26 protein-coding genes are annotated in these 23,290 nt (G+C 50.5%); 12 read left to right on the top strand and 14 right to left on the bottom strand.

Going from position 1 to position 23,290, the window contains the following annotated elements:
* Nucleotides 1–24 precede the first annotated feature (24 nt).
* A complete protein-coding gene (gene hydN, locus LVQ76_RS12885) occupies nt 25–570 on the bottom strand; it encodes an electron transport protein HydN (protein ID WP_064514584.1) in 546 nt (181 codons plus the stop codon).
* A gap of 331 nt (nt 571–901) precedes the next feature.
* Here hydN and LVQ76_RS12880 point away from each other — a divergent pair, with 331 nt between their 5' ends.
* Nucleotides 902–1,144: a type II toxin-antitoxin system RelE/ParE family toxin gene (locus LVQ76_RS12880; RefSeq protein WP_502258293.1), complete on the top strand. Its 243-nt coding sequence runs from the start codon at nt 902–904 to the stop codon at nt 1,142–1,144.
* The gene (locus LVQ76_RS12875) at nt 1,141–1,425 is read left to right on the top strand and encodes a helix-turn-helix domain-containing protein (protein ID WP_232904898.1); all 285 of its coding nucleotides are present in this window, start codon (nt 1,141–1,143) and stop codon (nt 1,423–1,425) included. The genes LVQ76_RS12880 and LVQ76_RS12875 overlap by 4 nt, the downstream gene beginning before the upstream one ends.
* Before the next feature lie 80 nt (nt 1,426–1,505).
* On the opposite strand, the gene hycI is transcribed toward LVQ76_RS12875, so the two are convergent.
* The 9 genes from hycI to hycA all read right to left on the bottom strand — a co-directional run bounded on the left by hycI (nt 1,506) and on the right by hycA (nt 9,317).
* Complete coding sequence (gene hycI, locus LVQ76_RS12870; protein ID WP_151993772.1) at nt 1,506–1,979, bottom strand: hydrogenase maturation peptidase HycI; 474 nt, start codon at nt 1,977–1,979, stop codon at nt 1,506–1,508.
* The gene (locus LVQ76_RS12865) at nt 1,972–2,382 is read right to left on the bottom strand and encodes a formate hydrogenlyase maturation HycH family protein (protein ID WP_120065022.1); all 411 of its coding nucleotides are present in this window, start codon (nt 2,380–2,382) and stop codon (nt 1,972–1,974) included. The genes hycI and LVQ76_RS12865 overlap by 8 nt, the downstream gene beginning before the upstream one ends.
* On the bottom strand, nt 2,382–3,146 hold the full coding sequence (locus tag LVQ76_RS12860) for an NADH-quinone oxidoreductase subunit B family protein (protein WP_232863882.1): 765 nt from the start codon (nt 3,144–3,146) through the stop codon (nt 2,382–2,384). The genes LVQ76_RS12865 and LVQ76_RS12860 overlap by 1 nt, the downstream gene beginning before the upstream one ends.
* The gene (locus tag LVQ76_RS12855) at nt 3,143–3,688 is read right to left on the bottom strand and encodes a formate hydrogenlyase complex iron-sulfur subunit (RefSeq protein WP_232863881.1); all 546 of its coding nucleotides are present in this window, start codon (nt 3,686–3,688) and stop codon (nt 3,143–3,145) included. Before LVQ76_RS12855 ends, LVQ76_RS12860 begins: the two co-directional genes overlap by 4 nt.
* 11 nt (nt 3,689–3,699) lie before the next feature.
* The gene (locus tag LVQ76_RS12850; protein WP_034460465.1) at nt 3,700–5,409 is read right to left on the bottom strand and encodes a hydrogenase large subunit; all 1,710 of its coding nucleotides are present in this window, start codon (nt 5,407–5,409) and stop codon (nt 3,700–3,702) included.
* Nucleotides 5,410–5,426: 17 nt separating this feature from the next.
* The gene (locus LVQ76_RS12845; protein WP_232863880.1) at nt 5,427–6,353 is read right to left on the bottom strand and encodes a respiratory chain complex I subunit 1 family protein; all 927 of its coding nucleotides are present in this window, start codon (nt 6,351–6,353) and stop codon (nt 5,427–5,429) included.
* A gap of 10 nt (nt 6,354–6,363) precedes the next feature.
* Nucleotides 6,364–8,172: a formate hydrogenlyase subunit 3 gene (gene hycC / locus LVQ76_RS12840; RefSeq protein WP_232921796.1), complete on the bottom strand. Its 1,809-nt coding sequence runs from the start codon at nt 8,170–8,172 to the stop codon at nt 6,364–6,366.
* On the bottom strand, nt 8,169–8,774 hold the full coding sequence (locus tag LVQ76_RS12835; RefSeq protein WP_232863878.1) for a 4Fe-4S dicluster domain-containing protein: 606 nt from the start codon (nt 8,772–8,774) through the stop codon (nt 8,169–8,171). Before LVQ76_RS12835 ends, hycC begins: the two co-directional genes overlap by 4 nt.
* A gap of 87 nt (nt 8,775–8,861) precedes the next feature.
* Nucleotides 8,862–9,317, bottom strand: coding sequence for a formate hydrogenlyase regulator HycA (hycA, locus tag LVQ76_RS12830; RefSeq protein ID WP_232863877.1), 456 nt, complete (start codon nt 9,315–9,317; stop codon nt 8,862–8,864).
* An 801-nt stretch (nt 9,318–10,118) separates the two neighbouring features.
* Between hycA and hypA the strand changes: the two genes are divergently transcribed.
* From hypA to yajD, 7 genes are all read left to right on the top strand, one after another.
* Nucleotides 10,119–10,478 carry a hydrogenase maturation nickel metallochaperone HypA gene (hypA, locus tag LVQ76_RS12825; RefSeq protein ID WP_034460458.1) on the top strand — a complete coding sequence of 120 codons (360 nt, stop codon included), beginning with the start codon at nt 10,119–10,121 and terminating at the stop codon, nt 10,476–10,478.
* Entirely contained in the window at nt 10,471–11,334 is an 864-nt protein-coding gene (gene hypB / locus LVQ76_RS12820; RefSeq protein ID WP_232863876.1) for a hydrogenase nickel incorporation protein HypB, read from the top strand. Before hypA ends, hypB begins: the two co-directional genes overlap by 8 nt.
* Complete coding sequence (locus LVQ76_RS12815; protein ID WP_034460456.1) at nt 11,325–11,585, top strand: HypC/HybG/HupF family hydrogenase formation chaperone; 261 nt, start codon at nt 11,325–11,327, stop codon at nt 11,583–11,585. Before hypB ends, LVQ76_RS12815 begins: the two co-directional genes overlap by 10 nt.
* Nucleotides 11,585–12,706: a hydrogenase formation protein HypD gene (gene hypD, locus LVQ76_RS12810; protein ID WP_232864025.1), complete on the top strand. Its 1,122-nt coding sequence runs from the start codon at nt 11,585–11,587 to the stop codon at nt 12,704–12,706. The genes LVQ76_RS12815 and hypD overlap by 1 nt, the downstream gene beginning before the upstream one ends.
* Nucleotides 12,703–13,713, top strand: a complete 1,011-nt coding sequence (gene hypE / locus LVQ76_RS12805) for a hydrogenase expression/formation protein HypE (protein ID WP_232863875.1) — start codon at nt 12,703–12,705, stop codon at nt 13,711–13,713. The genes hypD and hypE overlap by 4 nt, the downstream gene beginning before the upstream one ends.
* A 116-nt stretch (nt 13,714–13,829) precedes the next feature.
* Complete coding sequence (gene flhA, locus LVQ76_RS12800; RefSeq protein ID WP_232863874.1) at nt 13,830–15,914, top strand: formate hydrogenlyase transcriptional activator FlhA; 2,085 nt, start codon at nt 13,830–13,832, stop codon at nt 15,912–15,914.
* A 44-nt stretch (nt 15,915–15,958) separates the two neighbouring features.
* Nucleotides 15,959–16,306 (top strand): HNH nuclease YajD, encoded by a 348-nt coding sequence (yajD, locus tag LVQ76_RS12795; protein ID WP_034460453.1) that lies wholly within the window; start codon nt 15,959–15,961, stop codon nt 16,304–16,306.
* A gap of 43 nt (nt 16,307–16,349) precedes the next feature.
* Here the strand turns inward: yajD and LVQ76_RS12790 are convergent, their stop codons facing one another.
* On the bottom strand, nt 16,350–16,814 hold the full coding sequence (locus tag LVQ76_RS12790) for an NUDIX hydrolase (protein ID WP_232904967.1): 465 nt from the start codon (nt 16,812–16,814) through the stop codon (nt 16,350–16,352).
* A gap of 455 nt (nt 16,815–17,269) precedes the next feature.
* On the opposite strand from LVQ76_RS12790, the gene wecA reads away from it, so the two are divergent.
* On the top strand, nt 17,270–18,370 hold the full coding sequence (wecA, locus tag LVQ76_RS12785; protein ID WP_232921795.1) for a UDP-N-acetylglucosamine--undecaprenyl-phosphate N-acetylglucosaminephosphotransferase: 1,101 nt from the start codon (nt 17,270–17,272) through the stop codon (nt 18,368–18,370).
* A 133-nt stretch (nt 18,371–18,503) separates the two neighbouring features.
* Here wecA and LVQ76_RS12780 read toward each other — a convergent pair whose 3' ends face one another.
* On the bottom strand, nt 18,504–19,643 hold the full coding sequence (locus LVQ76_RS12780; RefSeq protein WP_232921794.1) for an HlyD family secretion protein: 1,140 nt from the start codon (nt 19,641–19,643) through the stop codon (nt 18,504–18,506).
* 20 nt (nt 19,644–19,663) lie between these two features.
* The gene (locus LVQ76_RS12775; protein WP_232904888.1) at nt 19,664–20,008 is read right to left on the bottom strand and encodes a DUF3302 domain-containing protein; all 345 of its coding nucleotides are present in this window, start codon (nt 20,006–20,008) and stop codon (nt 19,664–19,666) included.
* A gap of 258 nt (nt 20,009–20,266) precedes the next feature.
* Here LVQ76_RS12775 and LVQ76_RS12770 point away from each other — a divergent pair, with 258 nt between their 5' ends.
* On the top strand, nt 20,267–20,896 hold the full coding sequence (locus LVQ76_RS12770; protein ID WP_151993757.1) for a helix-turn-helix domain-containing protein: 630 nt from the start codon (nt 20,267–20,269) through the stop codon (nt 20,894–20,896).
* Between the two features lie 224 nt (nt 20,897–21,120).
* Nucleotides 21,121–22,167 (top strand): porin OmpA, encoded by a 1,047-nt coding sequence (gene ompA / locus LVQ76_RS12765; protein WP_232863870.1) that lies wholly within the window; start codon nt 21,121–21,123, stop codon nt 22,165–22,167.
* 179 nt (nt 22,168–22,346) lie between these two features.
* Here the strand turns inward: ompA and LVQ76_RS12760 are convergent, their stop codons facing one another.
* On the bottom strand, nt 22,347–23,216 hold the full coding sequence (locus LVQ76_RS12760) for an ROK family protein (protein WP_064514544.1): 870 nt from the start codon (nt 23,214–23,216) through the stop codon (nt 22,347–22,349).
* Nucleotides 23,217–23,290 lie beyond the last annotated feature (74 nt).

Here is a 23,290-nt window from a genome sequence, read left to right as displayed (position 1 = left end):
CTGTTAACGTAGAAGTAAATGGATTTAGAAAATCAGGGATGAAGTCGCATCGAACGCAGCACGACGGCGTTTTTCGGCACTCATTTGTTCAAGTTTATTGCGATCAACACAGATAATTGCGTTGGTTGGGCAGGCTTCCATACAGGCCGGGCCTTCTGAACGGGTGTGGCAAAGGTCGCATTTATTCGCTTCGGCTTTTTCTGCCATCACGTTAAGACCTGCACCGCTGTTACGTACAACAGGGCGAACAACCACTTCCATCGCGCCATACGGGCAGGCAACCACACAGGTTTTGCAGCCGATGCAACGTTCTTGCATCACATTCACAAAACCATGCTCACGGCTGATTGCGCCATTAGGGCAGACGTTGGCACACGGTGCGTCTTCGCACTGGCGGCACATTGTCGCGGTGGAAACATTCACGCCTTTAATCACATGAATACGTGGAAGGAAGGTTTGCGGTGTTAATACTGCGCAATCTTGTGCTTCCTGATGTGCTACGACACAGGCCACTTCGCAAGTGCGACAGCCAATACATTTGCTTGAATCAGCAATGATGAAACGGTTCATCATAGACTCCTGGATAGAGTGTTTTTTTATAAGACTGCTCTAGGCATACATAAAGTGTGCCAACTTTGAAACTACCGTGATTCAAGGGATTGCGCATTGATCGGGGAAGGGATGACAGTGACATCGACACATATGACGATGTCATTTGGGCAAATGACAGAGAGTTCTGGAAAGCCGCTCGCAGTTCGTGCCAGTGAGTAGAGAAATTGATTAGGGAAAGCTTCCCCTCTTGATATGTTTCAGGGAACGGAGGGGTTAGAATGTATACAATATTGACGCATGGAGCTGCGGTTGAAGAACTGGTGCCTTGCCTGCACAACTGCGAGGCCGCATGTTTCGCTTAATTGAACGCCTGGCATCTGAAGGTAATCAGCTAAAAATGCCTCATAGCCGAGTCCTGGGAAATGGCCTTTTCGAACTACGAGTCGGTGACAAAGATATTGCTCGAGCGGTCTATGCTTTTAGTTATGGGCAAACCATTTATATTTTGCATGCCTTTACGAAAAAGACAGCTAAAACGCCGGCTAACGCAATCGACATTGCCCGGTTAAGGCTGAAGGAGTTTATGAAGTGAAACCACTCTCTCTTGATGAATTGAAAACAAAAATGCTTTCTGATGCTGAGTCCGTTCAGGCATATAACGAAGCCGATCAGGAGCTGATGCTGATTCAGGCACTTTATGAAATGCGTGAAAGAGCAGGGCTTTCGAAAATAGAGTTGGCTAACAAGCTCGGGACAAATTCATCAGGTATTAGCCGTCTTGAGAAGAACCCACTTAGCGCCAGTATGAAGATGCTTGAGCGTTATGCCACAGCCTGTGGTGCAAGGATCTCACTCAATATCCGATACGTGTGATATCGAATGGTCGGATGCCACAGCGCGAATCCGACCTACAAGACCCGTAGGGGATTTAGCGCCGCGACATCTTCCAGAATTTACTCGAACTCAGGCGCTTCCAAATCCGCAAAACCGCCTTTACCTTCCCAACCCGCCAGGCTTTGATACACCGTCTCAACCGCTGCTTTTATTGCGTCAGTCATTGGGTAGTAAAAGCCGACGATATCAGGCTGAATGCCAAGGAAAATCACCTCACCAACATCTTCTTTAATCTGATCAATTAAATAGTTAAGCGGCATGTTGTGGGTGGTCATCATAAACATTTCAGCGATGTCGTCCGGGTCGATGATACGGATTTCGCCTGGGTTCAGGCCCATATCCGTCGCATCTACCAACAGCAATCTGTCCGGGCGTAATTCGCGAATCGCCACCACATCATTTTCAGGAGCGGTGCCGCCGTCGATAACAATCCAGTCGCCTTGTGGGGCGGCCTGGCATTTCTCGGCAAGTAATGGGCCTGCGCCATCGTCACCCATCATGCTGTTGCCGACACAAAGTAAAACGTTAGTCATAGCGTCTCCGTACCATCAAATAGATGGCGGGTTCTTGTTGAATAGCTTGCAGCATATCGAGCAATTCCTGGCTCCACTCTTGCTGCTGTTCAGTTTGTGTTGGTTTTGCGGCATCGAACGCTTTCGCCAGTAAAACGACATGGCTTTGGTCGATAACGATTTCGCCGTAACGCGGCACACCTTCCATTTTACGCCGCGCCTCACTGCCCTCTTCAAGCGTGGCAATCCACGCTTTGTAAGGCTCAAACGAACACACTAAATTTTCTTTCAGGCAGTCGATAACGCCGAGATGGTGGCCAATTGCCAGGCTGTAATAAACCACCTGTTGCGCATCACTCGGTGTGTTGTCGTTTTCATCGACAAACTTACGGCTAAGCTGGCAAAACACCACCGACTCGCTCATTACACGCGCTCCTGCTTCACCAGTGCTTCGAGATTACCGACGATTTCCGTCAGGCGTGGGTCGTTCTCGTGCGCCAGCCATTGCTCAACACTGCCGTTTCCGGCGGTGAGGTTTTCCATGTAGCTGTCAGCAATCTGGCGGCCATAGCGATAACCCGCCAGGCGGCGTGCTTCACGGTCGATACGCACACGCAATGGCTGAACCATATCCGGGTGCAGAATCTGCGCCGGTTGCGCATCCATTTCGCTGGCTTCGCGGGCGTGGATTTTTTGCTCCAGCAGACCCAGCGCCATGGCAAAACCATACAGCGTTGCCGCAGGCGTTGGAGGGCAACCCGGAATATAGACATCCACCGGCACGATTTTGTCGGTACCGCCCCAGACGCAATACAGGTCGTGGAAGATACCGCCGCTGTTACCGCATGCACCGTATGAGATGCAAATTTTTGGGTCCGGTGCTGATTCCCAGGCACGGAGCGCGGGGGAACGCATGGCGCGAGTCACAGCACCGGTAAACAGTAAAATATCTGCATGGCGCGGAGATGGAACAACTTTAATCCCGAAGCGTTCTGCATCGAAAAGTGGCGAAAGGGTGGCGAAAATTTCAATTTCGCAGCCGTTACAACCACCGCAGTCAACGCGATAAACATACGCGGAACGTTTGATTTTTTTCAGCAGCGACGCTTTCATGCTGGCGATGGACTCATCCACCGTCATTGGCACTGGCATGCCTTTATCGTCACGTGGACCGAGTAACATACTCATGAGCGCACCTCTCTAATCTGGCGGCTAAGATCGATTTGGTCGGAAGATACCAGGCTTTGCTGGCGTTTACATTCCGGGCAAGTTTCAAACGCAGTGCGGTGCGCCTCGGCAAATTTGTCACCGTTGTGCTCAAGCAGCGCAATCGCGTAATCAATCTCTTTTTGCACCGCAAATGGCTTGCTGCACTGGCGGCAATTGCACAGATCAAAACGTGCCTGTTGCAGGAAATCGGCTTTGTTCCAGACAGCTAACTCGTACTCCTGAGAAAGCTTGATAGCAGCCGTTGGGCAGACTTCTTCACAGCGAGCACAGAAAATGCAGCGCCCCAGATTGAAGGTCCATGCCAGTTGACCGGCTACCAGATCGGTTTCCACTGTTAATGCGTTGGATGGGCATGCGTTAACGCAGGCCGCACAACCAATGCATTGCTGCGGATTGTGTTCCGGTTTGCCACGGAAGTTTGGGTCCACGGCTATGGGTTGTAGCGGGTAAGACTCAGTGGCCACGCCGCCTTTAATGGCTTTTTTGATGAAGTTAAACATTGTGACTCCGTTTATTTCAGCGGCGAATTAGTGCGTTCAATGCTGTAACGCTCAAGCTCTTTGTACGGCACCACTTTGGTCTTGCGCTTGCGCACATCGACAATCGTCATGCGGTCAGTACATGAGTAGCAAGGATCCAGGCTACCGATGATCAGTGGCGCATCAGAAACGGTGTTGCCACGCAGCATGTAACGCAGAGTCGGCCAGTTGGCATACGTTGCCGCACGGCAACGCCAGCGGTACAGCTTCTGGTTGTCGCCGGTCATCGACCAGTGAATGTCATCGCCGCGTGGAGCTTCAGAGAAGCCAAGTGCGAAACGGTTTGGAATGTAGGTGAAACCGTCTACAGCCAGCGGGCCGCCAGGCAGGTTATCAAGGCCAAAATCAATCATGTTCAGCGCGGTATAAACTTCATTGATACGCACTTTCAAACGGGACAGCACATCGCAGCCTGTTTCGCTGTGAACTTCCATTGGCAGCAAACCGTAACCAACGAACGGGTGATCGGCACGGGTGTCACGGGCGTGACCGCTGGCGCGGACCATTGGACCGACGTTACTGAAATCGCGGGCGATTTGTGGGTCCAGGCGGCCAATGCCGACGGTACGCTGTTCAATGTTTGGCGTGCTCATCAGAATATCGACCAGGTCTTTCACTTCGCGGCGCATCTGCTGTGCGAGCTGGCGAGTCTGGATCATGTCGTCTTTGAGCAGATCGCGACGAATCCCGCCGATCAGGTTCAGGCCGTAAGTCTTACGTGCGCCGGTGAGGATTTCTGCCATTTTCATGGACATCTCACGTACGCGGAAGAACTGCATAAAGCCTGAGTCGAAGCCGACAAAGTGGCAAGCCAGGCCGAGGTTCAGCAGGTGGCTGTGCAGGCGTTCAACTTCCAGCAAAATCGCACGGATCATCTGGGCGCGCTCTGGCACCACGATGCCCATCGCATTCTCAACTGACGTGGTGTACGCGGTGCTGTGGGCGAAACCACAGATGCCACATACGCGGTCAGACAAGAAGGTGACTTCGTTGTAACCCATGCGGGTTTCAGCCAATTTTTCCATACCACGGTGGACGTAGAACAGGCGGTAATCGGCATCAATGATGTTTTCGCCATCAACGAACAGGCGGAAGTGGCCTGGCTCATCGCTGGTTACGTGCAGTGGGCCAATCGGCACCACGTTGTTTTTCTTGCTGCCCAGCTCATTGATGAACTGGTAAGTTTCCTGATCGCTGGTTGGGGCAGGGCGCTGGCGATAATCCATGCTGTCTTTACGCAACGGATACAGGTCATCTGGCCAATCATCTGGCAGCACTAAGCGACGTTCATCCGGCAGGCCAACAGGTTGCAGGCCATACATATCACGCACTTCACGCTCACCCCATACAGCAGCAGGCACACGCGGTGTAACGGATGGGAATTCTGGTTTGTCGGCGTCGACTTCTACGCGCACGGTAATCCAGCATTTAACGCCGCTTTCCATGGAAAGCACGTAATAAACTGCATAGTTGCCGCACAGTTGGCGCTCATCGTTACCGAACAATACGGATAACCAGCCACCTTGTTGGTAGTAAAGCCACTCCACCACTTCTGGCAGCATGTTGAGCTTCACGGTGACAGTGATTTGGTCTTTGGTTTGCCACGCTTCGTCGATCACCGCATGAGGAAACTGCTTATGCAAAGCGGCGAGATAATGTTGGCCAATCTTTTCTTCAGACATTGATAAATTCTCTTAAATCACGCCGCCAGCAAGGAGACGAAGGCTAAAAAGGCAAAGCCAAAACCGGCCCAGGTAACTGTTGAAGCTTCCAGCATCCGCAAACGCGCCATACTGTTTTCAAACAGCGCGATAATCAGCACGCCAAGTACCAGTTTTACTGCCGCCAGAACCAGCGCAATGACGAGGCCGCCCCAGCTAAATTCGCTCATCTGGCCCCATGGCAGGAACACGCCAACGAACATTTGCAGTACGACCAATTGCTTGAGGGAAATCCCCCATTTCAGCACGGCAAAACCCGCACCGCTGTACTCGGTCAGCGGGCCTTCCTGCAACTCTTGCTCGGCTTCTGCGAGGTCGAATGGCAGTTTGCCCATTTCGATAAAGGTGGCGAAGGCACAGGCGGCGAGCGCCAGAATTAGCGTTAAGCTGTGCGCGACAGGCCAGTGGTAAATCGTGGATGCGATATTGCTGATGTGCGTGCTGCCTGCGACTTGTGCGGCAACCCACAGTCCCAGAATCAGGATCGGTTCAACCAGCACGCCAAGCATCGCTTCACGGCTGGCACCGATGCCGGTAAACGGGCTACCGGTATCCAGGCCTGCAATGGCAAAGAAGAAACGCGCGATGGCGAACAGGTAGATAAGGGTTATCAAATCACCCAGTGAAGGCAGTGGTGACCAGAGCGTGACGACTGGCAGCGCAGTAGCAATGGTCAGCATCACACCAACCATCACAAACGGCATCAGACGGAACACCCAGCCGGAGGCGGCTGGTGCCACACTCTGGCGGCTGAACAATTTGAACAGGTCACGATATTCCTGCATCACGCCAGGCCCACGGCGGTTGTGCATACGGGCGCGAGTGACACGGGTAATACCGGACAACAGTGGCGCGACGGCAAATAACACCAGCGCCTGAATCAACGAAAAGAAAATGGTATTCATATCAGGCTCCTTAAGCGCAAACCGCAACCAGCAACACGGCCAGTTCGATCATTGCCAGGCGACGGAACGTACCGGCAAGGCAATCACACTGCCAGCCAGGCACCCATTTCACTGGGTTCAGGGTTTTGCGTAGTTTCAGCAGTGGCGCGAACGCCGCTTTTACTGGCTGAGCAAAACCACCCGCAGTAATGACCATTGCTTGTTCATGGTCGTAACCGCAGACCCAGGCCGTGCCGCGTGTGCGGTTTGGCAGACGGTCGCCACGGAAAATCACCATCAAAATGAATGGCAGCAGTGGGCTGGCAATCAGCAGCAGGGTGATCATCGGTTGTGAAACGGTGGTGTTAGCCGTTTGCAGCGGCAATGGAATCGCGTTCTGCAACAGAGGAATCAGCCAAGGAGCAGCAACACCGGCAATCACACAACATGCGGCAAGGGCCGCCACACTCAGGTTCATCAGGAACGGCGCAGAGGTAGCATTTTCAGCTTCTGGTGTGCGCGGTGCACCCAGGAAGGTGACGCCATAAACCTTCGCCATACACATCACAGCCAGTGCGCCAGTAATCGCCAGACCTACAGCCAACAATGGGCCTAAGAAGCGAGCGACAAACAGCGGCAAAGTGCCAAGGTGGAAGAAGGACTGGTAAATGACCCATTCGCCAGCAAAACCGTTGAGCGGAGGCAGTGCTGCCATTGCCATTAAACCCACCAGCATAGCAATGGAAATCAGCGGCATACGCTTGCCAATACCACCGAGTTTTTCGATGTCGCGATGACCAGTACGGAACCAAACCGCGCCTGCGCCAAGGAACAACGTAGTTTTGAATACGCTATGGTTGAACAGGTGATACAGGCCACCAATCATGCCGAGTGCAACCAGCGTGGATTCATTCAGCGCAAGGCCCATCATGCCGCAGCCCAGACCGAGCAGAATAATGCCGATATTCTCAAGAGAGTGGTAAGCCAGCAGGCGGTTGATATTGTGTTCCATCAGCGCATACAGACCGCCAATAAACGCAGTAATCATCCCCAGAATGACCACCAGAATGCCCCACCACAGCGGCATAACATTGCTGATCAGTGAGAAACTCATAATGCCGTACAGGCCAATTTTCAGCACGACAGCTGAAAACAGCGCCGCTGCTGGAGCAGAAGCGTTGGCATGTGCCTGAGGTACCCAACCGTGCAGCGGAATAATCCCCGCCATCAAACCAAAACCAACCAGACCCAGCAGCCAGACAACAGAGCTAATCGGCGCGCCGTTGGTCATCAGGTGCAATTCGGCATAACTCAGCGTGCCGTACTGTTTCCACAGTAACCAGCACGCAACCGCCAGCAGCACGGTGCCAAGACGGCCCAGCGCAAACCACAACTGCCCGGATTTCTGGCAGCCAGTCAGGAAGTAGCCGCTCAGTGCGACGATTTCTGCCAGCACAACTAACATGCCGATATTATCGGCCACCAGTGCTGCTACGGCTGCGGCCATCACCAGGTTCACCAGCAAGCCATTGGCTTTTACGGCGTGATGACGATGCCAGTCGATATTGAACAGTGAGATAAACAGACCGGGCAGACCCAGCGTTACCAGCCAGATGCCGTTAAAGGCGTTGAGCTGTAGATGCAACTGCCAAACTTGCGCCATACCGGTAAACCCGGTTAACGCATCGAAACCGGCAATCAGTACCAATACGGAACTAATTGCACCACCCAGGCCAGCAATAACGCCGCTCAGCGGTTTATTAAATGCCGTGATACCGGCCAGAATCGCACTTAGCAGAAAGCCCATCAGCGCCCAATGAATCAGGACAAAAGCACTCATTTTTTCACCTCAGGCTGGGTAAACAGGGTGAGATCGCCAAGGGTCGCACCCAAAGTCAGTTCACGTTTGAGCTTGCTGGATTTGGCAATGTCATTGTTATCCACCACGCGCAGCGCTTTTGTTGGGCAGGTGCGTACGCACGCTGGACCATCTTCATCGAAACTGCACATATCGCATTTCACAGCGATGGCACGAACACCTGGCACCCAGTCGATAAGCGAACTGACGCGAGCAGGAGCCGGAGGCGCAGGTGGCGCTTTCGGGCTGTTAGCGTTTGCCGGGATATGGATGGGACGGCTGCCCGAGAATTCAATAGAGCCGAATGGGCAGGCGATAGCGCATAGTTTGCAGCTTACGCACAGGCTTTCATTGAGCTGTACCGCACCATCGACGCGGGTGATGGCATTAGCTGGGCAGACGCCAGCGCAAGGCGCGTCTTCGCAGTGATGGCACATTTGCGGCGCGGAATCATTCGCGTCACGCATCACTTTCAGGCGAGGCATGGATTGCAGGCCATGCAGACGGTGCGTTTCAGAGCAAGCCGCCTCACAGGTGTGGCAACCCATGCAAAGTTTGGAGTCGGCGATAATAAAGCGATTCACCTAAGTATCCTTAGAGCACATCATCATTTTTGACGAAACTGTGCCGACGGCTGTCGTTTCGACAGTTTTCGACACCCAACATGGCTATCAGGCCTGAGCGCTTTGTTGCAGCTGCCCCATCGATACCGGAGTATCGGTGTGAACGGCGCTGTACAAGCTTTCGTATACCGGATGAATTTTTTCGAGGTAATGCTCGAGAACACTTTCACGGTTACGGTTACTGATGCTGTTGTCTACGCGGCCTTCGTCATCAAGGATTGCTTTAGCAATCAACACTCTATCTTCACCGTTACGCTTCTCAACGTAGTACTCGATGGTGTGGCTATTGAAGCCTTCGGCGAGGCGCACGTGAATGACGAAATGGTCAAATAAGAAGAAGCGCAGGGAATCATCAGGATTGCACCCTACGGCGTGATGTAGTTTCGCTTTAGAAAGGGTGATGCCCTGAATCAAGCTATTGCAGTAATGTTGCCATTGCGTGAGCAAGCGCTGGTGCTTGTCGGCAATGTATTCGGCTTTTTCGCTCAGTTCCCAAATGTTCATTATTAAATCACTCTGTTTTTGCTGTTGCGTCTACAGAGCACGTTTCGTGCCAATGTTGTATTTTGCTGAAATTATTGGGTTTTGTATTAATAGGATACAAATAGGCACAGGGATGACATGTCATTTCGTCATGTTTGACGGGGGAATGTCAGCATTGTTTATGCTGAGTAAGGTGGTGTTCCGTTCACCCGACAGTTCTCCGATCTTACATATATCTGCGAACGGTGAACGTGCCAGGTGGCTCACGCCAGCCCCCTGGCAACCCCGGCGCCCGGTGATTAAATTGCCGCTGCGCGGTAAACCCCAGCTTATCCCCAACGTTCAGGGTCGTTCGCGACTCGCTCCCGGCGATCGCTCTCTTTCACGGCGGACGGCAGCTCAACCCTGACTTATGGGTAACGCTGGGGCAATTTATACCGGGAACAAGGTCAAAACCGGCTCCGTGCTATCTTTAGCTTTTGACGTTGACCTTTGAGTCCGGCTTAAATCGCCTTCGTATTGACTAAAAGGAGCGGGTCTCGCCGTCGGGAACGGCGAGAGGTTGTGATCGCCGGGAGCGCATCACAACCGACCCAGAGACTGAAAGGAAAAACGAAGGTTTACCGCGAAGCGGCGATTTAGATGCCGGGAGCCGGGATTATCAAGGGTGCTGCGGTAGCACCCTTGATTCGTTCACCGTTTCGGTAAGTTCAGGGATCGGTAAACTTTCAGTGAACGGAATAAATTCGGTCTGTCAGAGAAATGGATATAAACCCTGGCATCATCCTTGCATTACCTCCAGCAGACATCCCCGGAGGCAATATGCACGAAATCACCCTCTGCCAACGCGCACTGGAACTCATCGAAGCTCAAGCCCGCCAACACGGCGCCACCCGCGTTACTGGTGTTTGGCTTGAAGTAGGCGCTTTCTCATGCGTTGAGCAAAGCGCGCTGGAGTTCTGTTTCGAATTAGTGTGCCGCGACACATTAGCCGAAGGCTGCCAGCTTCATATTCATCAACAAGAAGCGGAATGCTGGTGTTACGACTGCCAGCAACACATCACCTTGTTAACCCAGCTGGTACGGCGCTGCCCGTTGTGCGAAGGCAGTAATTTACGCGTAGTGGCAGACGATGGCGTGCAGATTAAGCGTCTGGAAGTGGAGGAGACGAATCATGTGTAGTACTTGTGGTTGCGCTGAAGGCAACTTGTATATAGAAGGCGACGAGCGCAATCCGCACTCTGGTTTCCGTAGTGCACCTTTCGCGCCAGCATCACGCGCTTTAACGCCAATCACCGGCGTTAAATTTGCCCCAACGGCAGATGAGCAGGGCGATCTGCATTATGGCCACGGTGCCGCAGGCACCCATGCGCCGGGCATGACTCAGCGCCGTATGCTGGAAATCGAACTCAACGTGCTGGATAAAAACAACCAGCTCGCTGTTTATAACCGTGAGCAGTTTGCGAAACAGCAACAGCTGGTGCTTAACCTGGTTTCAAGCCCGGGTTCCGGTAAAACCACATTGCTTACTGAAAGCTTAAAACGCCTGCACGGTAATGTGCCTTGTGCCGTAATTGAAGGCGATCAGCAAACCGTGAACGATGCCGAACGCATTCGTGCTACTGGTACGCCAGCCATTCAGGTGAATACCGGTAAAGGCTGCCATCTCGATGCGCAGATGATTCGTGATGCCATGCAGCGTTTGCCGCTTGAGCGTAACGGGATTCTATTTATCGAAAACGTTGGCAACCTGGTGTGCCCGGCGAGTTTTGATCTTGGCGAACGCCACAAAGTAGCGGTGCTTTCGGTGACCGAAGGCGAAGACAAACCGCTTAAGTATCCGCATATGTTTGCCGCTTCTTCCTTAATGCTGCTCAACAAAATCGACCTGCTGCCTTATTTGCAGTTCGATGTTGATAAGTGTCTCGACTACGCCCGCCAGGTGAATCCGAATATTGAAATCTTGTTGGTTTCTGCGACCAGTGGCGAAGGTATGGATGAGTGGCTCAACTGGCTGGAGACGCAACGATGTGCATAGGCATTCCGGGTCAGATTGTTGAAAAACTGCCAGACGGCAGCGCTAAAGTAGATGTGTGTGGTATCAAACGCGATGTAAACCTGATGCTGGTGGGCGATGCGCAAATTGGCCAATGGGTGCTGGTTCATGTTGGTTTTGCAATGGCGATTATTGATGAAGCAGAAGCTCGCGACACCTTAGATGCCCTGCAAAACATGTTTGAAGTGGAACCCGATGTTGGTGGTCTGCTGTTTGGGGAAGAACGCGGATGATGCACTTCGTTGACGAATACCGTGCGCCGGAAAAAGTCATGCAGCTTATTGATGTACTCCGTGAACGCGCCCCAAAACTGACTTACACGGCAGAACGTCCTCTGCGCATTATGGAAGTCTGTGGCGGCCATACTCACGCTATCTTTAAGTTTGGCCTCGACCAGTTGCTGCCGGAAAACATCGAATTTATCCACGGACCGGGTTGCCCGGTGTGCGTGTTACCGATGGGGCGCATTGATGCGTGCATTGAAATCGCCAGCCATCCGGAAGTGATTTTTTGTACCTTTGGCGACGCCATGCGTGTGCCGGGTAAAAACGGTTCGCTGATGCAGGCGAAAGCACGTGGCGCAGATGTGCGCGTGGTTTACTCGCCAATGGACGCTCTGGCTATTGCGAGCCAGAACCCGGATCGCAAAGTGGTATTTTTCGGCCTCGGTTTTGAAACAACGATGCCGACCACTGCTATTACGCTCAAACAAGCGAAAGCGCAGGGCATCAATAATTTCTACTTTTTCTGCCAGCACATTACGCTTATTCCCACGCTGCGTAGTTTGTTGGAGCAGCCGGATAACGGCATTGATGCTTTCCTGGCGCCCGGCCACGTCAGCATGGTGATTGGCACTGAAGCCTATGACTTTATTGCCACCGAGCATCAGCGCCCGCTAGTGGTTGCTGGATTTGAACCACTGGATTTGCTGCAAGGCGTGGTGATGCTGGTTGAGCAAAAAATCCATCAAAACAGCAAGGTGGAGAACCAATACAAACGTGTGGTGCCGGATGCCGGTAATAGCCTTGCGCAGGAAGCTATCGCAGACGTCTTTACCGTACGTGGTGATGCCGAATGGCGTGGGCTTGGCACTATAAGCGATTCCGGCGTTCAACTGACTGACGAGTATCGTCAGTTTGATGCGGAAGATCATTTCAAACCCGCACCGCAGCAAGTTTACGACGACCCGCTTGCCCGTTGTGGCGATGTGCTCACCGGGCGCTGTAAACCGCATCAATGTCCGATGTTTGGTAAAACCTGTAATCCACAAAATGCCTTTGGCGCACTGATGGTGTCATCTGAAGGGGCATGTGCTGCCTGGTATCAATATCGCAGCCAGGAGAGTGAAGCATGAAAACTATTGAATTGGCCCACGGCAGTGGCGGCCAGGCAATGCAAAAATTGGTAGCTGACTTGTTTATGCAGGCGTTTGATAATCCCTGGCTTGCAGAGCAAGAAGATCAGGCGCGTTTACCGCTGGCTGAACTCACTGCGAGTGGAGATCGCCTGGCATTTTCAACCGACAGCTATGTTATCGACCCGCTGTTTTTCCCCGGTGGTGATATCGGCAAGTTAGCCATTTGCGGGACGGCGAACGACGTAGCAGTGAGCGGTGCAACCCCACGCTGGTTATCCTGCGGGTTTATCCTTGAAGAAGGCTTGCCGCTTGAAACGCTCGAACGTGTGGTCACCAGCATGGCTGCAACCGCAAAAGCGGCCGGTATCGCGGTGGTTACTGGTGATACCAAAGTTGTACAGCGTGGAGCGGCAGATAAGCTGTTTATCAATACGGCTGGGATTGGCGCAATTCCCGTAGGTTTGAACTGGGGCACGCAACAGATCGGCGTGGGTGATGTGCTGATCGTCAGTGGAACTCTGGGTGACCACGGAGCGACTATCCTAAATCTGCGAGAATCGCTGGGTCTGGAAGGTGCGCTGATCAGTGACTGTGCGGTGCTGGCACCTCTAATCGCGCCACTGTTGAATATTCCCGGCGTTAAAGCGTTGCGTGACGCGACGCGCGGTGGCGTGAATGCTGTATTGCATGAGTTTGCAGCGTCGTGTGGTTGTGGAATGGAAGTGGCTGAAAGTCAGCTGCCATTGAACCCGGCGGTGCGTGGTGTTTGTGAGTTGCTTGGCCTCGATGCGCTTAATTTTGCCAACGAAGGTAAACTGGTTATCGCAGTAGAGCGTGAAGCTGCTGACGCGGTACTGACGGCACTGCGTGCTCATCCTTTAGGTCAGGATGCGGCAATTATTGGTGATGTTGTTGAACGTAAAGGTGTACGTGTTGCCGGGCTATATGGTGTAAAACGGACATTAGACTTGCCGCATTCAGAGCCGCTGCCACGCATTTGTTGACCTAAGCCAAGTGCGCTGTGTGCCGCCCTGGCTACACTAAAGCGTCGAGCGCTATTTGTATGATCAATATATTCCCTACCCGGTAACTCACCGGGTCTCTTTTTTGGATAAGCAAAATGCCATACACACCGATGAGCGATCTCGGGCAGCAGGGCCTATTTGATATTACGCGTACCCTGTTGCAGCAACCTGATCTCCCGGCACTTGCCAATTGCCTGACCCAACTGGCAAAGCAAGGTGCGCTGGCGAACAGAGTGAATATTCTGCTTTATCATCCGCTACATCAGCGTGTGGCCTTCTATGGCATGGACAAACACGGCAAAGAACTGCATTACGAAGATGAAATGGTGCTGGCCAATGGGCCGGTGCGGCGTGTGCTTTCGCGCCCGGAGGCGTTGATTTGTACTCAGGAAGAGTTCAATGACACCTGGCCACAGGTGATGAACCTTGAACTGTACGCCCCCTTTGGTCGTTACTGTCTGTTGCCGCTGGCCGCAGAAGGGAAAATCTTTGGCGGCTGCGAATTTATTCGCGACAACGATATTGCCTGGACAGATAAAGAACTCAACCGCATGCATACCCTGGCCCATGTTGTGGCTCTGGCTGCGGAACAAATCCAAAACCGTATCGACTCAAACCTTGGTTACCAACAACTGTGCCGCGAACGTGACGATTTCCGTATCCTGGTGGCAGTGACAAACGCGGTACTTTCTAAGCTCGATCTTGATGAACTGATAAGCGAGATCGCCAACGAGATTCACCACTATTTCTCGATAGACTCGATAAGTATTGTGCTGCGCGGAAACCGCAAAGATCGGCTTACTGTCTATTCCACCCATTTCGTGAAAGAGCAGTCGCCGATCCACGATCAGAGTGATGTCGCTTTAGGGGGGACACTTTCTGAACGGGTATTCAAAAGCGGTGAAATGCTGCTATTGAATTTGCATCACGGTGACCAGCTCGCGCCATATGAGCGCATGTTGTTTGAAATGTGGGGCAATCAAATTCAGACGCTTTGCCTGCTGCCTCTCACCTTTGGCAATAACATTGTGGGTGTGCTGAAGCTGGCGCAATGTGAAGCGGGCATCTTTACTCCGCAAAACCTCAAGCTGATGCGCCAGATTGCCGAACGTATTGCTATTGCAGTAGATAACGCGCTGGCATATCAGGAAATCAATCGCCTGAAAGAAAACCTGGTCGACGAGAACCTCTATCTCACCGAGCAAATCAATAATGTCGCCAGTGATTTTGGTGAGATTATTGGCCGCAGCGACGTGATGTCGAATGTGCTTAAACAAGTCGAGATGGTAGCGAAAAGCGACAGTACCGTGTTGATTCTAGGAGAAACAGGTACGGGTAAAGAGCTGATTGCTCGAGCAATTCACAATCTAAGCGAACGCAACAGCCGTCGTATGGTGAAAATTAACTGCGCGGCGATGCCTGCCGGGTTGCTGGAAAGCGACTTGTTTGGTCATGAGCGCGGCGCATTTACCGGTGCAAACACTCAGCGTATCGGGCGTTTTGAACTGGCAGATAAAAGCTCGCTGTTCCTTGATGAAGTTGGCGATATGCCGCTGGAGTTACAGCCTAAGCTTCTGCGCGTGCTACAGGAACAGGAATTTGAACGCCTCGGCAGCAACAAAGTTCAGCAGGTCGATGTACGCCTGATTGCCGCCACCAATCGCAATCTGAAAGAGATGGTGAGTGAGCGTGAATTCCGAAGCGATCTCTATTATCGCCTGAATGTGTTCCCGATTATGTTGCCACCACTACGTGAGCGACCGGAAGATATTCCGCTGTTGGTGAAATCTTTCACCTTCAAAATCGCCCATCGCATGAACCGTAATATTGACAGTATTCCGGCCGAAACCTTACGCGCGCTCAGCCGTATGGACTGGCCGGGGAATGTACGTGAACTGGAAAATGTGATTGAACGTGCGGTGCTATTAACTCGTGGCAATGTGCTGCATCTTTCTTTGCCTGAGATGGAATATCGTCAACCTGAAGAAAAACCGACGCAGATGGTGGCAAGTGAAGAGTTTCGTGAAGGTGAAGATGAAGCGCAGCGAATTTTGCGTGTGCTGAAAGAAACCAACGGTGTAGTTGCTGGCCCACGTGGTGCGGCACAGCGATTGGGATTAAAACGCACGACGTTGCTTTCACGTATGAAACGTTTGGGGATTGATAAAGAGGGGGTTTAAACTCTTTCTATAGCCCTACACTTTTAAGCAGGTAATTAACGTCCATGGCACTGATCCCAAAAAACTATACGCGGCTGGAAAGCGGCTATCGTGAGAAAGCGTTAAAAATTTATCCGTGGGTATGCGGGCGTTGTTCGCGTGAGTTTGTGTATTCAAACTTGCGCGAGCTGACGGTTCACCATATCGATCATGATCACACCAATAACCCGGAAGATGGCAGTAACTGGGAACTTCTGTGCCTGTATTGCCACGATCATGAGCACTCAAAGTACACCGAAGCTGACCAATACGGCACAACCGTAGTCGCGGGCGAAGATGCACAGAAAGACGTGGGTGAAGCGACCTACAATCCGTTTGCAGATTTAAAGTCGATGCTCAATAAGAAGAAGTAGTTATCAGGTGGGCAAACTTTACTGTGGCCCACCTTTTATATTTTTAACTCTCTGATTCTTCATCATCTACTATTTCTGCCAAAATCGTTGTCAGTCCCTCAGGGAATATCACTTCGCCAGTCTCTAGCAACTCTGATTGCGTCCACCATTTCTGCTGACTTATCACCCGTTTTTCGTTTTCACTCCAACCCGCCTGCGAAAGTTCACTTTCAGAAGCATTGATGACATAAAAGCGCTCGTCAGCCTGTACGGTTTCACCACTCGGTAGTTGCATCATGAATGTGCGTTGTGCGACAGATGGCCCGCACTCAAGCCTTACGAGTCCAGTTTCTTCGTGTAGCTCGCGAATGGCTGCTTGTTCAAATGATTCACCGGGTTCAAGGCCGCCTCCGGGCGTTGCCCAATAAACCTTTCCTTCCAGTGCATCATCACGATGAGAAAAGCGAAATAACAGCACCGCGCCGCTATTGTTGATGATGAGCAAGCGAGAAGAAGGGCGAGTACGAATCTTCATTTTTTTGTCCCGGAACTCCAGATCACGGCTAGAGATTTAAAGTTTTCCATTATAATTAAGATATATTGACGAGCATGAAGAAAAAAACACAAGAAAAAGCTGCGTTAATTATTTGATGGTTTTAAAAAATTAATATATGGGTAGTTTTGGAAAACAATGAGCAATAAAGAGATTGTTTTTAACGTGTTGTTTTATTTGAAAAATATAAAATAACAAGAAAAATAGTAACGTAGCTAAACATATTTCAGGCTAATGCCTTTCAGGAATTATGATTTTGACCTGAAAATTTAGACGTAATATAATGGCGCTACTTTCGTATTTATCCTATGTTAATAAAATGTGTGGCTATCGTACCAGTCCTACACATCTAATGAATTTCTCTAATACTTTGTGGAAATTTCTACATTCTCCATAGGGGCAACTTTGCTAAAAAGAAATAAGGTCTTGCCATGAGTATCGAAGTTATCATTATGTTCTTAACAGCGATGACCGCCCTCCTTATCGCTCGTAAGCTCGCCTTGAAGTGTGGTCTGGTTGACAAGCCCGGTGGGCGTAAGCAACACAAAGGAGAAATTCCATTAGTCGGTGGGATATCTTTCTACTGTGCCATAGTGATTTTTTTCCTCTTTTGGCCTGAAGTTCTACCACACACAGAAACACATTTTATTCCCTACTTAGTGAGCATCTCGCTACTGCTGCTTGTCGGTATTGCCGATGATCGTTTTGACTTGCCGGTGATACCACGCGTGTTTATCCAGGCATTGTCCGCAGTTGTGATTATGGTTGATGGTCTATACCTTCAGACATTTGGCCATGTGTTGGGTGGGTACGAACTCGTACTCGGTCCAGTCGGTTATCTGGTGACGCTTTTTGCAACCTGGGCTGCAATCAATGCTTTTAATATGGTTGATGGCGTAGATGGCCTACTCGGCTCCGTTGCGAGTGCAACCTTTGCAGCTTTGATGGTGGTCTTCCTACTGGCGGGTGCTCATTTGCGCGCCATGTGGTGTTTCTTGATGATTGTTGCCTTAATCCCTTATTTAATGCTCAACATGGGGTTAATCGGGAATAAACGCTTCAAAGTATTTATGGGTGATGCTGGAAGTATGGTGATTGGTTTTACGATGCTCTGGCTGGTGATACTAGGAAGCCAGGGTGGCGAAGCTGTGATGGCTCCCGTTACGGCTCTGTGGGTAATAGCTCTGCCACTGATGGATATGGTGACTATCATGGTACGTCGCATTCGCCGTGGACATAGCCCTTTCCATCCTGACCGCGATCATTTACATCATATTTTAATGCGTAGTGGCTTAACGGCTCGCCAGACTGTGCTAGTCATGACTCTACTCACGGCAATATTTGCTGGTTTCGGGATTGTGCTTTCCAAAATTGGTGTTGCGGAGTGGTTCTCTCTGGTTGTGTTCCTCGGCTTATTTACCGGTTATTTGGTGGTAAATAATAAGCTCCAAAAACGTAATCCAGATTTGAGAGCAAAAATTGGCCGGCAGTATAACGCCGCTGCTAGTGCCGATGTACCAACAGGTAACTGATAATCCCCATTGAGTCCAGGAACAAAACCCAGTCATTCTGGGTTTTGTTCTTTTAGACTGGAGGATGATATCCATCAGCATTGGTGTAATGCCTGGAAAGGTGGATAACACAGCCGAGAGCTATGTCATAAAGTTAGTGATCGATATAGAGATAATGCGTCCAGCTCGTCATGCGCAGCAGGATTTTGCGCAGAATCGACAAGTGCTCAACGTGGTCGGTGTACACCGCCGCCTGGGCGGTTGTGCCTTTCGGTAGCGCTTTAATCTCAGGGTTAGGGTCTAAGGAAATGTCAGCGTAAATACCATCCAGACCCGGATTTTGACTCAATCCCTGCAAGAATCCCTGAGCCTGGAAGCTACTGTTGGCAACCACCGGCAAAATCTGCTTCACCGTGCCTGGAAAAACTTTGCCAGGAATTCCGTTAAACACCACTTCGGCTTTGTCGCCTGCGTGTAAACGCAGTGCTGAATTCTGGCGGAATGCCGCATAAATATCGGTTTTTTGCAGTGGCACAAATACCATTGCCGGGCGCAGCGGCAGCGGGCGCAAGAACATGCCCGGTTTGAGTAAAACCTGCGTGACGTAACCCGCGTCTGGAGCGCGAACGGTGGTTCTGTCGAGGTTATATTGCGCCTCTTTCAGGCTGGATTTGAGCTTATATACCGTAGCGTTTTCGCCCCCGATCAGAGCGGCCAACTGTGCTTTGGTTTGGTCGCGTTTCGATTGTGCTGAACGCCATTGCGCCTGAGTCGCAAGATAGTTTTCTTGCGCCGTCACCACTTCCTGATCGGTAAACGGGCTTTTCATGCGGTCGCGGCTGCCTTCGCGGTAGCGGTTGGCATCTTTTAACGCCAGGTCACGATTAGCTTTGTACTGTTCGATATCGGCGTTTTGCGCGGCAAGTCGGGCCTTGAGCACTTCAACATTTTGCTGTGCGGTTTCAATTTCGCCTTTAATCACATCGACTTTTGACTGGTAAGGCGTGGGGTCGATTCTGAAAAGAAAATCACCTTTTTTCAGCATCTTATTGGTATTAGGGGTGACTGCAATGACCGTACCCTGGACTTCAGGAATAATCGGCACCGTCACGGTTAGCATCTGCGCGCGTTCAGTGTACGGATGGTTGTAATTCATCGTCAGGACTAAACCACTCAGCAGAATAACCCCACCTAATATTGCGGTTGGCACTGACCATTTATTCAGGGGTATTTTGAATAGTTTGAATATACAAATACAAATGGCTGCGTAAATAAGGATCAGTAATAATTCCACGATATTTCCTGGTCATTTAATTAGTCTGAATGGGGCAAGTCTTTCGGGCTATTGGCACTCTGAGCGGCGAGTTTTTTTTCAAGCAAAGCGAGGCGGGTTTGCAGTTGTACCATGGTGTCATTTTCTTTGGCGCGAAAGCCCCAGCCACGGTCTTCACGGTACAACATTGCCCAAATCCAGATAAAAGGCCATAACACATGCAGCGTTAAGAGGCTGACCCATCCGGCAGCGTGAATAGCGTCTTGATGAGGATGGTTGCGCTCAACGGCGATTTCGTAGGGGATATCGTGAATGACAATTATTCCGTAAAATACGACTAGAGCGGCAAAGCATAATAAGCCCAGTGCGAAATAATCTAAGAACATAAGAGTAATTTCCGGTGAGATGGGAACCGGAAAAGGTAGAGGGGAGACGTTAATTTGGCGAGTGGATATTTAATTAAATTTAAATTTAAATGATGTATGTTATTATTTCAACTAAGTATAAATTGTTTCTGGATATTCAATTGTTACATTTGCGATGATGCCCTGGTAAAGCATCTTGCTCAATACAGCTTTTATTTAATTTTAAACTTCTGGCATGATGCCTATAATCATAACGAACTCATTCACCGAGGAAAAATTATGCCGTTATCTGCACCCGTCAGACCGGATGAATCCATTGGGCGTTTGCTTGAAGCATTGAAGCCTTTCAGCACAGAAATGAAAGTCGTGCCTCGTAAAAGATTGCATTGGGAATATAAAGGCGAAGCGCAGCTCTATCTGTTTATCCAGGGTGAGTTGTCGGTGTTGCGCGCCACCGATGGGCTGGTGATTGCCGGTGCATACGATCCGCATTTGTTTGGTCTGGCTGAATCACTGCAAACCCTGCGCTGCCATATTCTGCGCGTCGATACTGATTCAACGATATTGCGCGTCAGTGCTAAAAAAGCTATGGAAATATTCGACCAACAAAATCTGTGGCGTGACGTATCTATTACATTAGCTTACTTTAATAGTTATCTCTTTTATCGAGATGATTTGGTGGTTCAGCAGCGTACCTATTCAGTTATTTGCAACCATCTTCAGGAAATCATCCAGTTGCCATTGGAGACGAGAATGCGTGTTTCAGTTCTTGAATATATACAAGAAAGAACACATTTATCACGCAGCAGTGTTCTTAATGTCCTGTTTGCTTTAAAGGCAACGAATCATCTCGAGCTTAAAAGAGGCGGTTATTTATTACAGATGAATGAATTACCAGATAAAATTTGACGCAAGCAAGAATACTTAAAATGTGATTCTAGCATTTTATGTCAATTACCAGACGCCATTGTGTGATGGTGCCTGGTAATTGATCTTATTGATAAGAAAAAATTTAAAAATAAACTTATTATAATTTCAAATCTGTGAACTCTCCCTCTATTATCCGTGTCGACAAACTTATGGCTTTTTAATTCTGGGTCGTTTGCTCAGAAACGGGATATGTTAGGGAATATATGAAAAAGACTCTTGTAGCTTTAATCGTGCTGAACGCTTGCGCAGTTTCTAACGTATTTGCTGCGGCAGACGCGAATACCTGGTACGGCGGCGCTAAAATGGGCTGGTCGCACTATTTTGATGCCAGCGGCAACAAAGATTTCAACGATAACGTGAGCAACGCAACTGACTTCGATTTCGATAAAGACAACGTCAGCGGCGGCGTATTTGCAGGTTATCAAGTTCTTCCATGGTTAGCGGTTGAAGGTGGATACGACTACCTGGGCAACATGGGTATCAACGGTAATAACGGTGTTGCTGGCGGAAAAATGGAAAGCCAGGGCCTGCAACTTTCTCTGAAAGCGAGCTACGGCTTGACTGATAACTGGGATATTTATGGCCGTGCTGGTGCGATGGGTTACCGCGCAGAAGTTAACAACGCAGGTCATAGCAATTTTGAAACTGGCGTGCGCCCGTTGGCCGCAGTCGGTACCGAATATGCCTTCACCAAAAACTGGGCTGGTCGTCTGGAATACCAATGGGTGAGCAACGTCGGAAACTCCAACCAGATTGGTCTCAGCAGCGATGTAAGCTCTGTATCAGCCGGTGTTGTTTATCGCTTCGGCCAGCATGATGACGCAGTAATTGCACCGGTTGTGGAACCTGCGCCAGCGGCTCCTGAGGTGAAAAAATTCAATCTGAAATCTGACGTGCTGTTCGGCTTTAACTCCGCTGAGCTGACTTCAGAAGGCCATGCGGCAATCCAGCAGCTGTATAACAGCCCGGATATGCAAGCTGCGAAAAACAGCTCAACAACAGTTGTTGGCTACAGCGATCGCCTGGGTTCAGAGCAATACAATCAGCAGCTTTCTGCTCAGCGTGCACAAGCGGTTGTTGATGCATTAATAGCGCAAGGTTTGCCTGCTCAAAATGTGCGTGCCGAAGGCCGTGGTGAAAGTGATTCCGTGACCGGCAACACCTGTGCAGACGGTATGCCTAAGTCACAACTGATTGATTGCCTGGCTCCAGACCGCCGTGTTGTGGTTGAGATTGCAGGTGAACAGTAAGCATTCACCCCTGAGAACGTGAATTCATCCCGAAAGTGCAGAAAGAAGTTACCTTGATTATTCCGTGCCACACCCTGGAAGCATGTAAGCGCATTTTTCCTGTGTGGCACGAAGTATGAGAGGTATATAAGAAATATTTCATTAATCGTCCGTTGCCCGACAAATTCGTCGGGCTTTTTTTATTTCTGTTTTGCCAGCCAAACCGCGCCGAGCATACCCGCCTTATTCCCCAGCTTGCAGGGGCGAATCGGCACTTGTAGCACATCCCAGAACTTAAACCCTTCCAGGTGACGTTCCAGCATCGGGTAGAGCATAGGCTGAGTACTGACGCCGCCGCCCAGCAAAATCGCTTGAGGATCAAATAGTGACACAACGCTATAAATCCCACGCGCCAGGTATTTCACCCAGTTGTCGATAACACCCTGAATATGCAGATCTGTTTCAGCACGGGCAAAAATATCCTGACCGCGAATTTTCTCATCTGCCGGGATATTCATCTCGCGACGGCATGCATCCATCAACCCTTTGGCTGACGCTAACTGATGCATATCCTCACCATATTTTCCTACCGGCAATACGCCAAACTCACCGGCCCTGAAGTGCGAACCGCGCATAAGTTCTCGGTTTACGATAATGCCACCGCCAATGCCGGTACCAATCGTCACGCAGACCAGCGAATCATATTCATTGCCCGCACCCAACCACATCTCACCGAGGGCTGCACAGTTAGCATCATTTTCAACGGTAATGGGCAGGTCTGTCAGTTCGCCAAAAATCTCCAGCAAATTGCAGCCGTCAAGAAACTCAAGCGCCCCCGCTTTGGGGACATTGCCGGTATGAGGGTTGATATAACCGGGAAAACTGATGGCAATCCCGGCAATTTCATTATGCTGCCGATAGCCCGCCACCACACTTTGCCAGGCATCCAGAAACTGCTGGCGGTCATAGTGAGTGTCATACTCTTCAGCGATCAGCACCTCCCCCTCTTCAGTGAATAAACCATGCTTAACGTGGGTGCCGCCCACATCGAAACTAATAAACAGGCGCATGAGCAATCCTTGTAGCGAAACGGGAAAAGGTAAACTTTAAGTATGTATCAAAACCAATAACCTGCAGGCTGATT

Origin of the sequence: Buttiauxella cochleicola, from assembly GCF_021283185.1 — a bacterium.
Taxonomy (GTDB): Bacteria; Pseudomonadota; Gammaproteobacteria; order Enterobacterales; family Enterobacteriaceae; genus Buttiauxella; species Buttiauxella massiliensis.
Note: the sequence above shows the minus strand (reverse complement) of the source record. Positions and strands in the feature narration are given on the sequence as shown.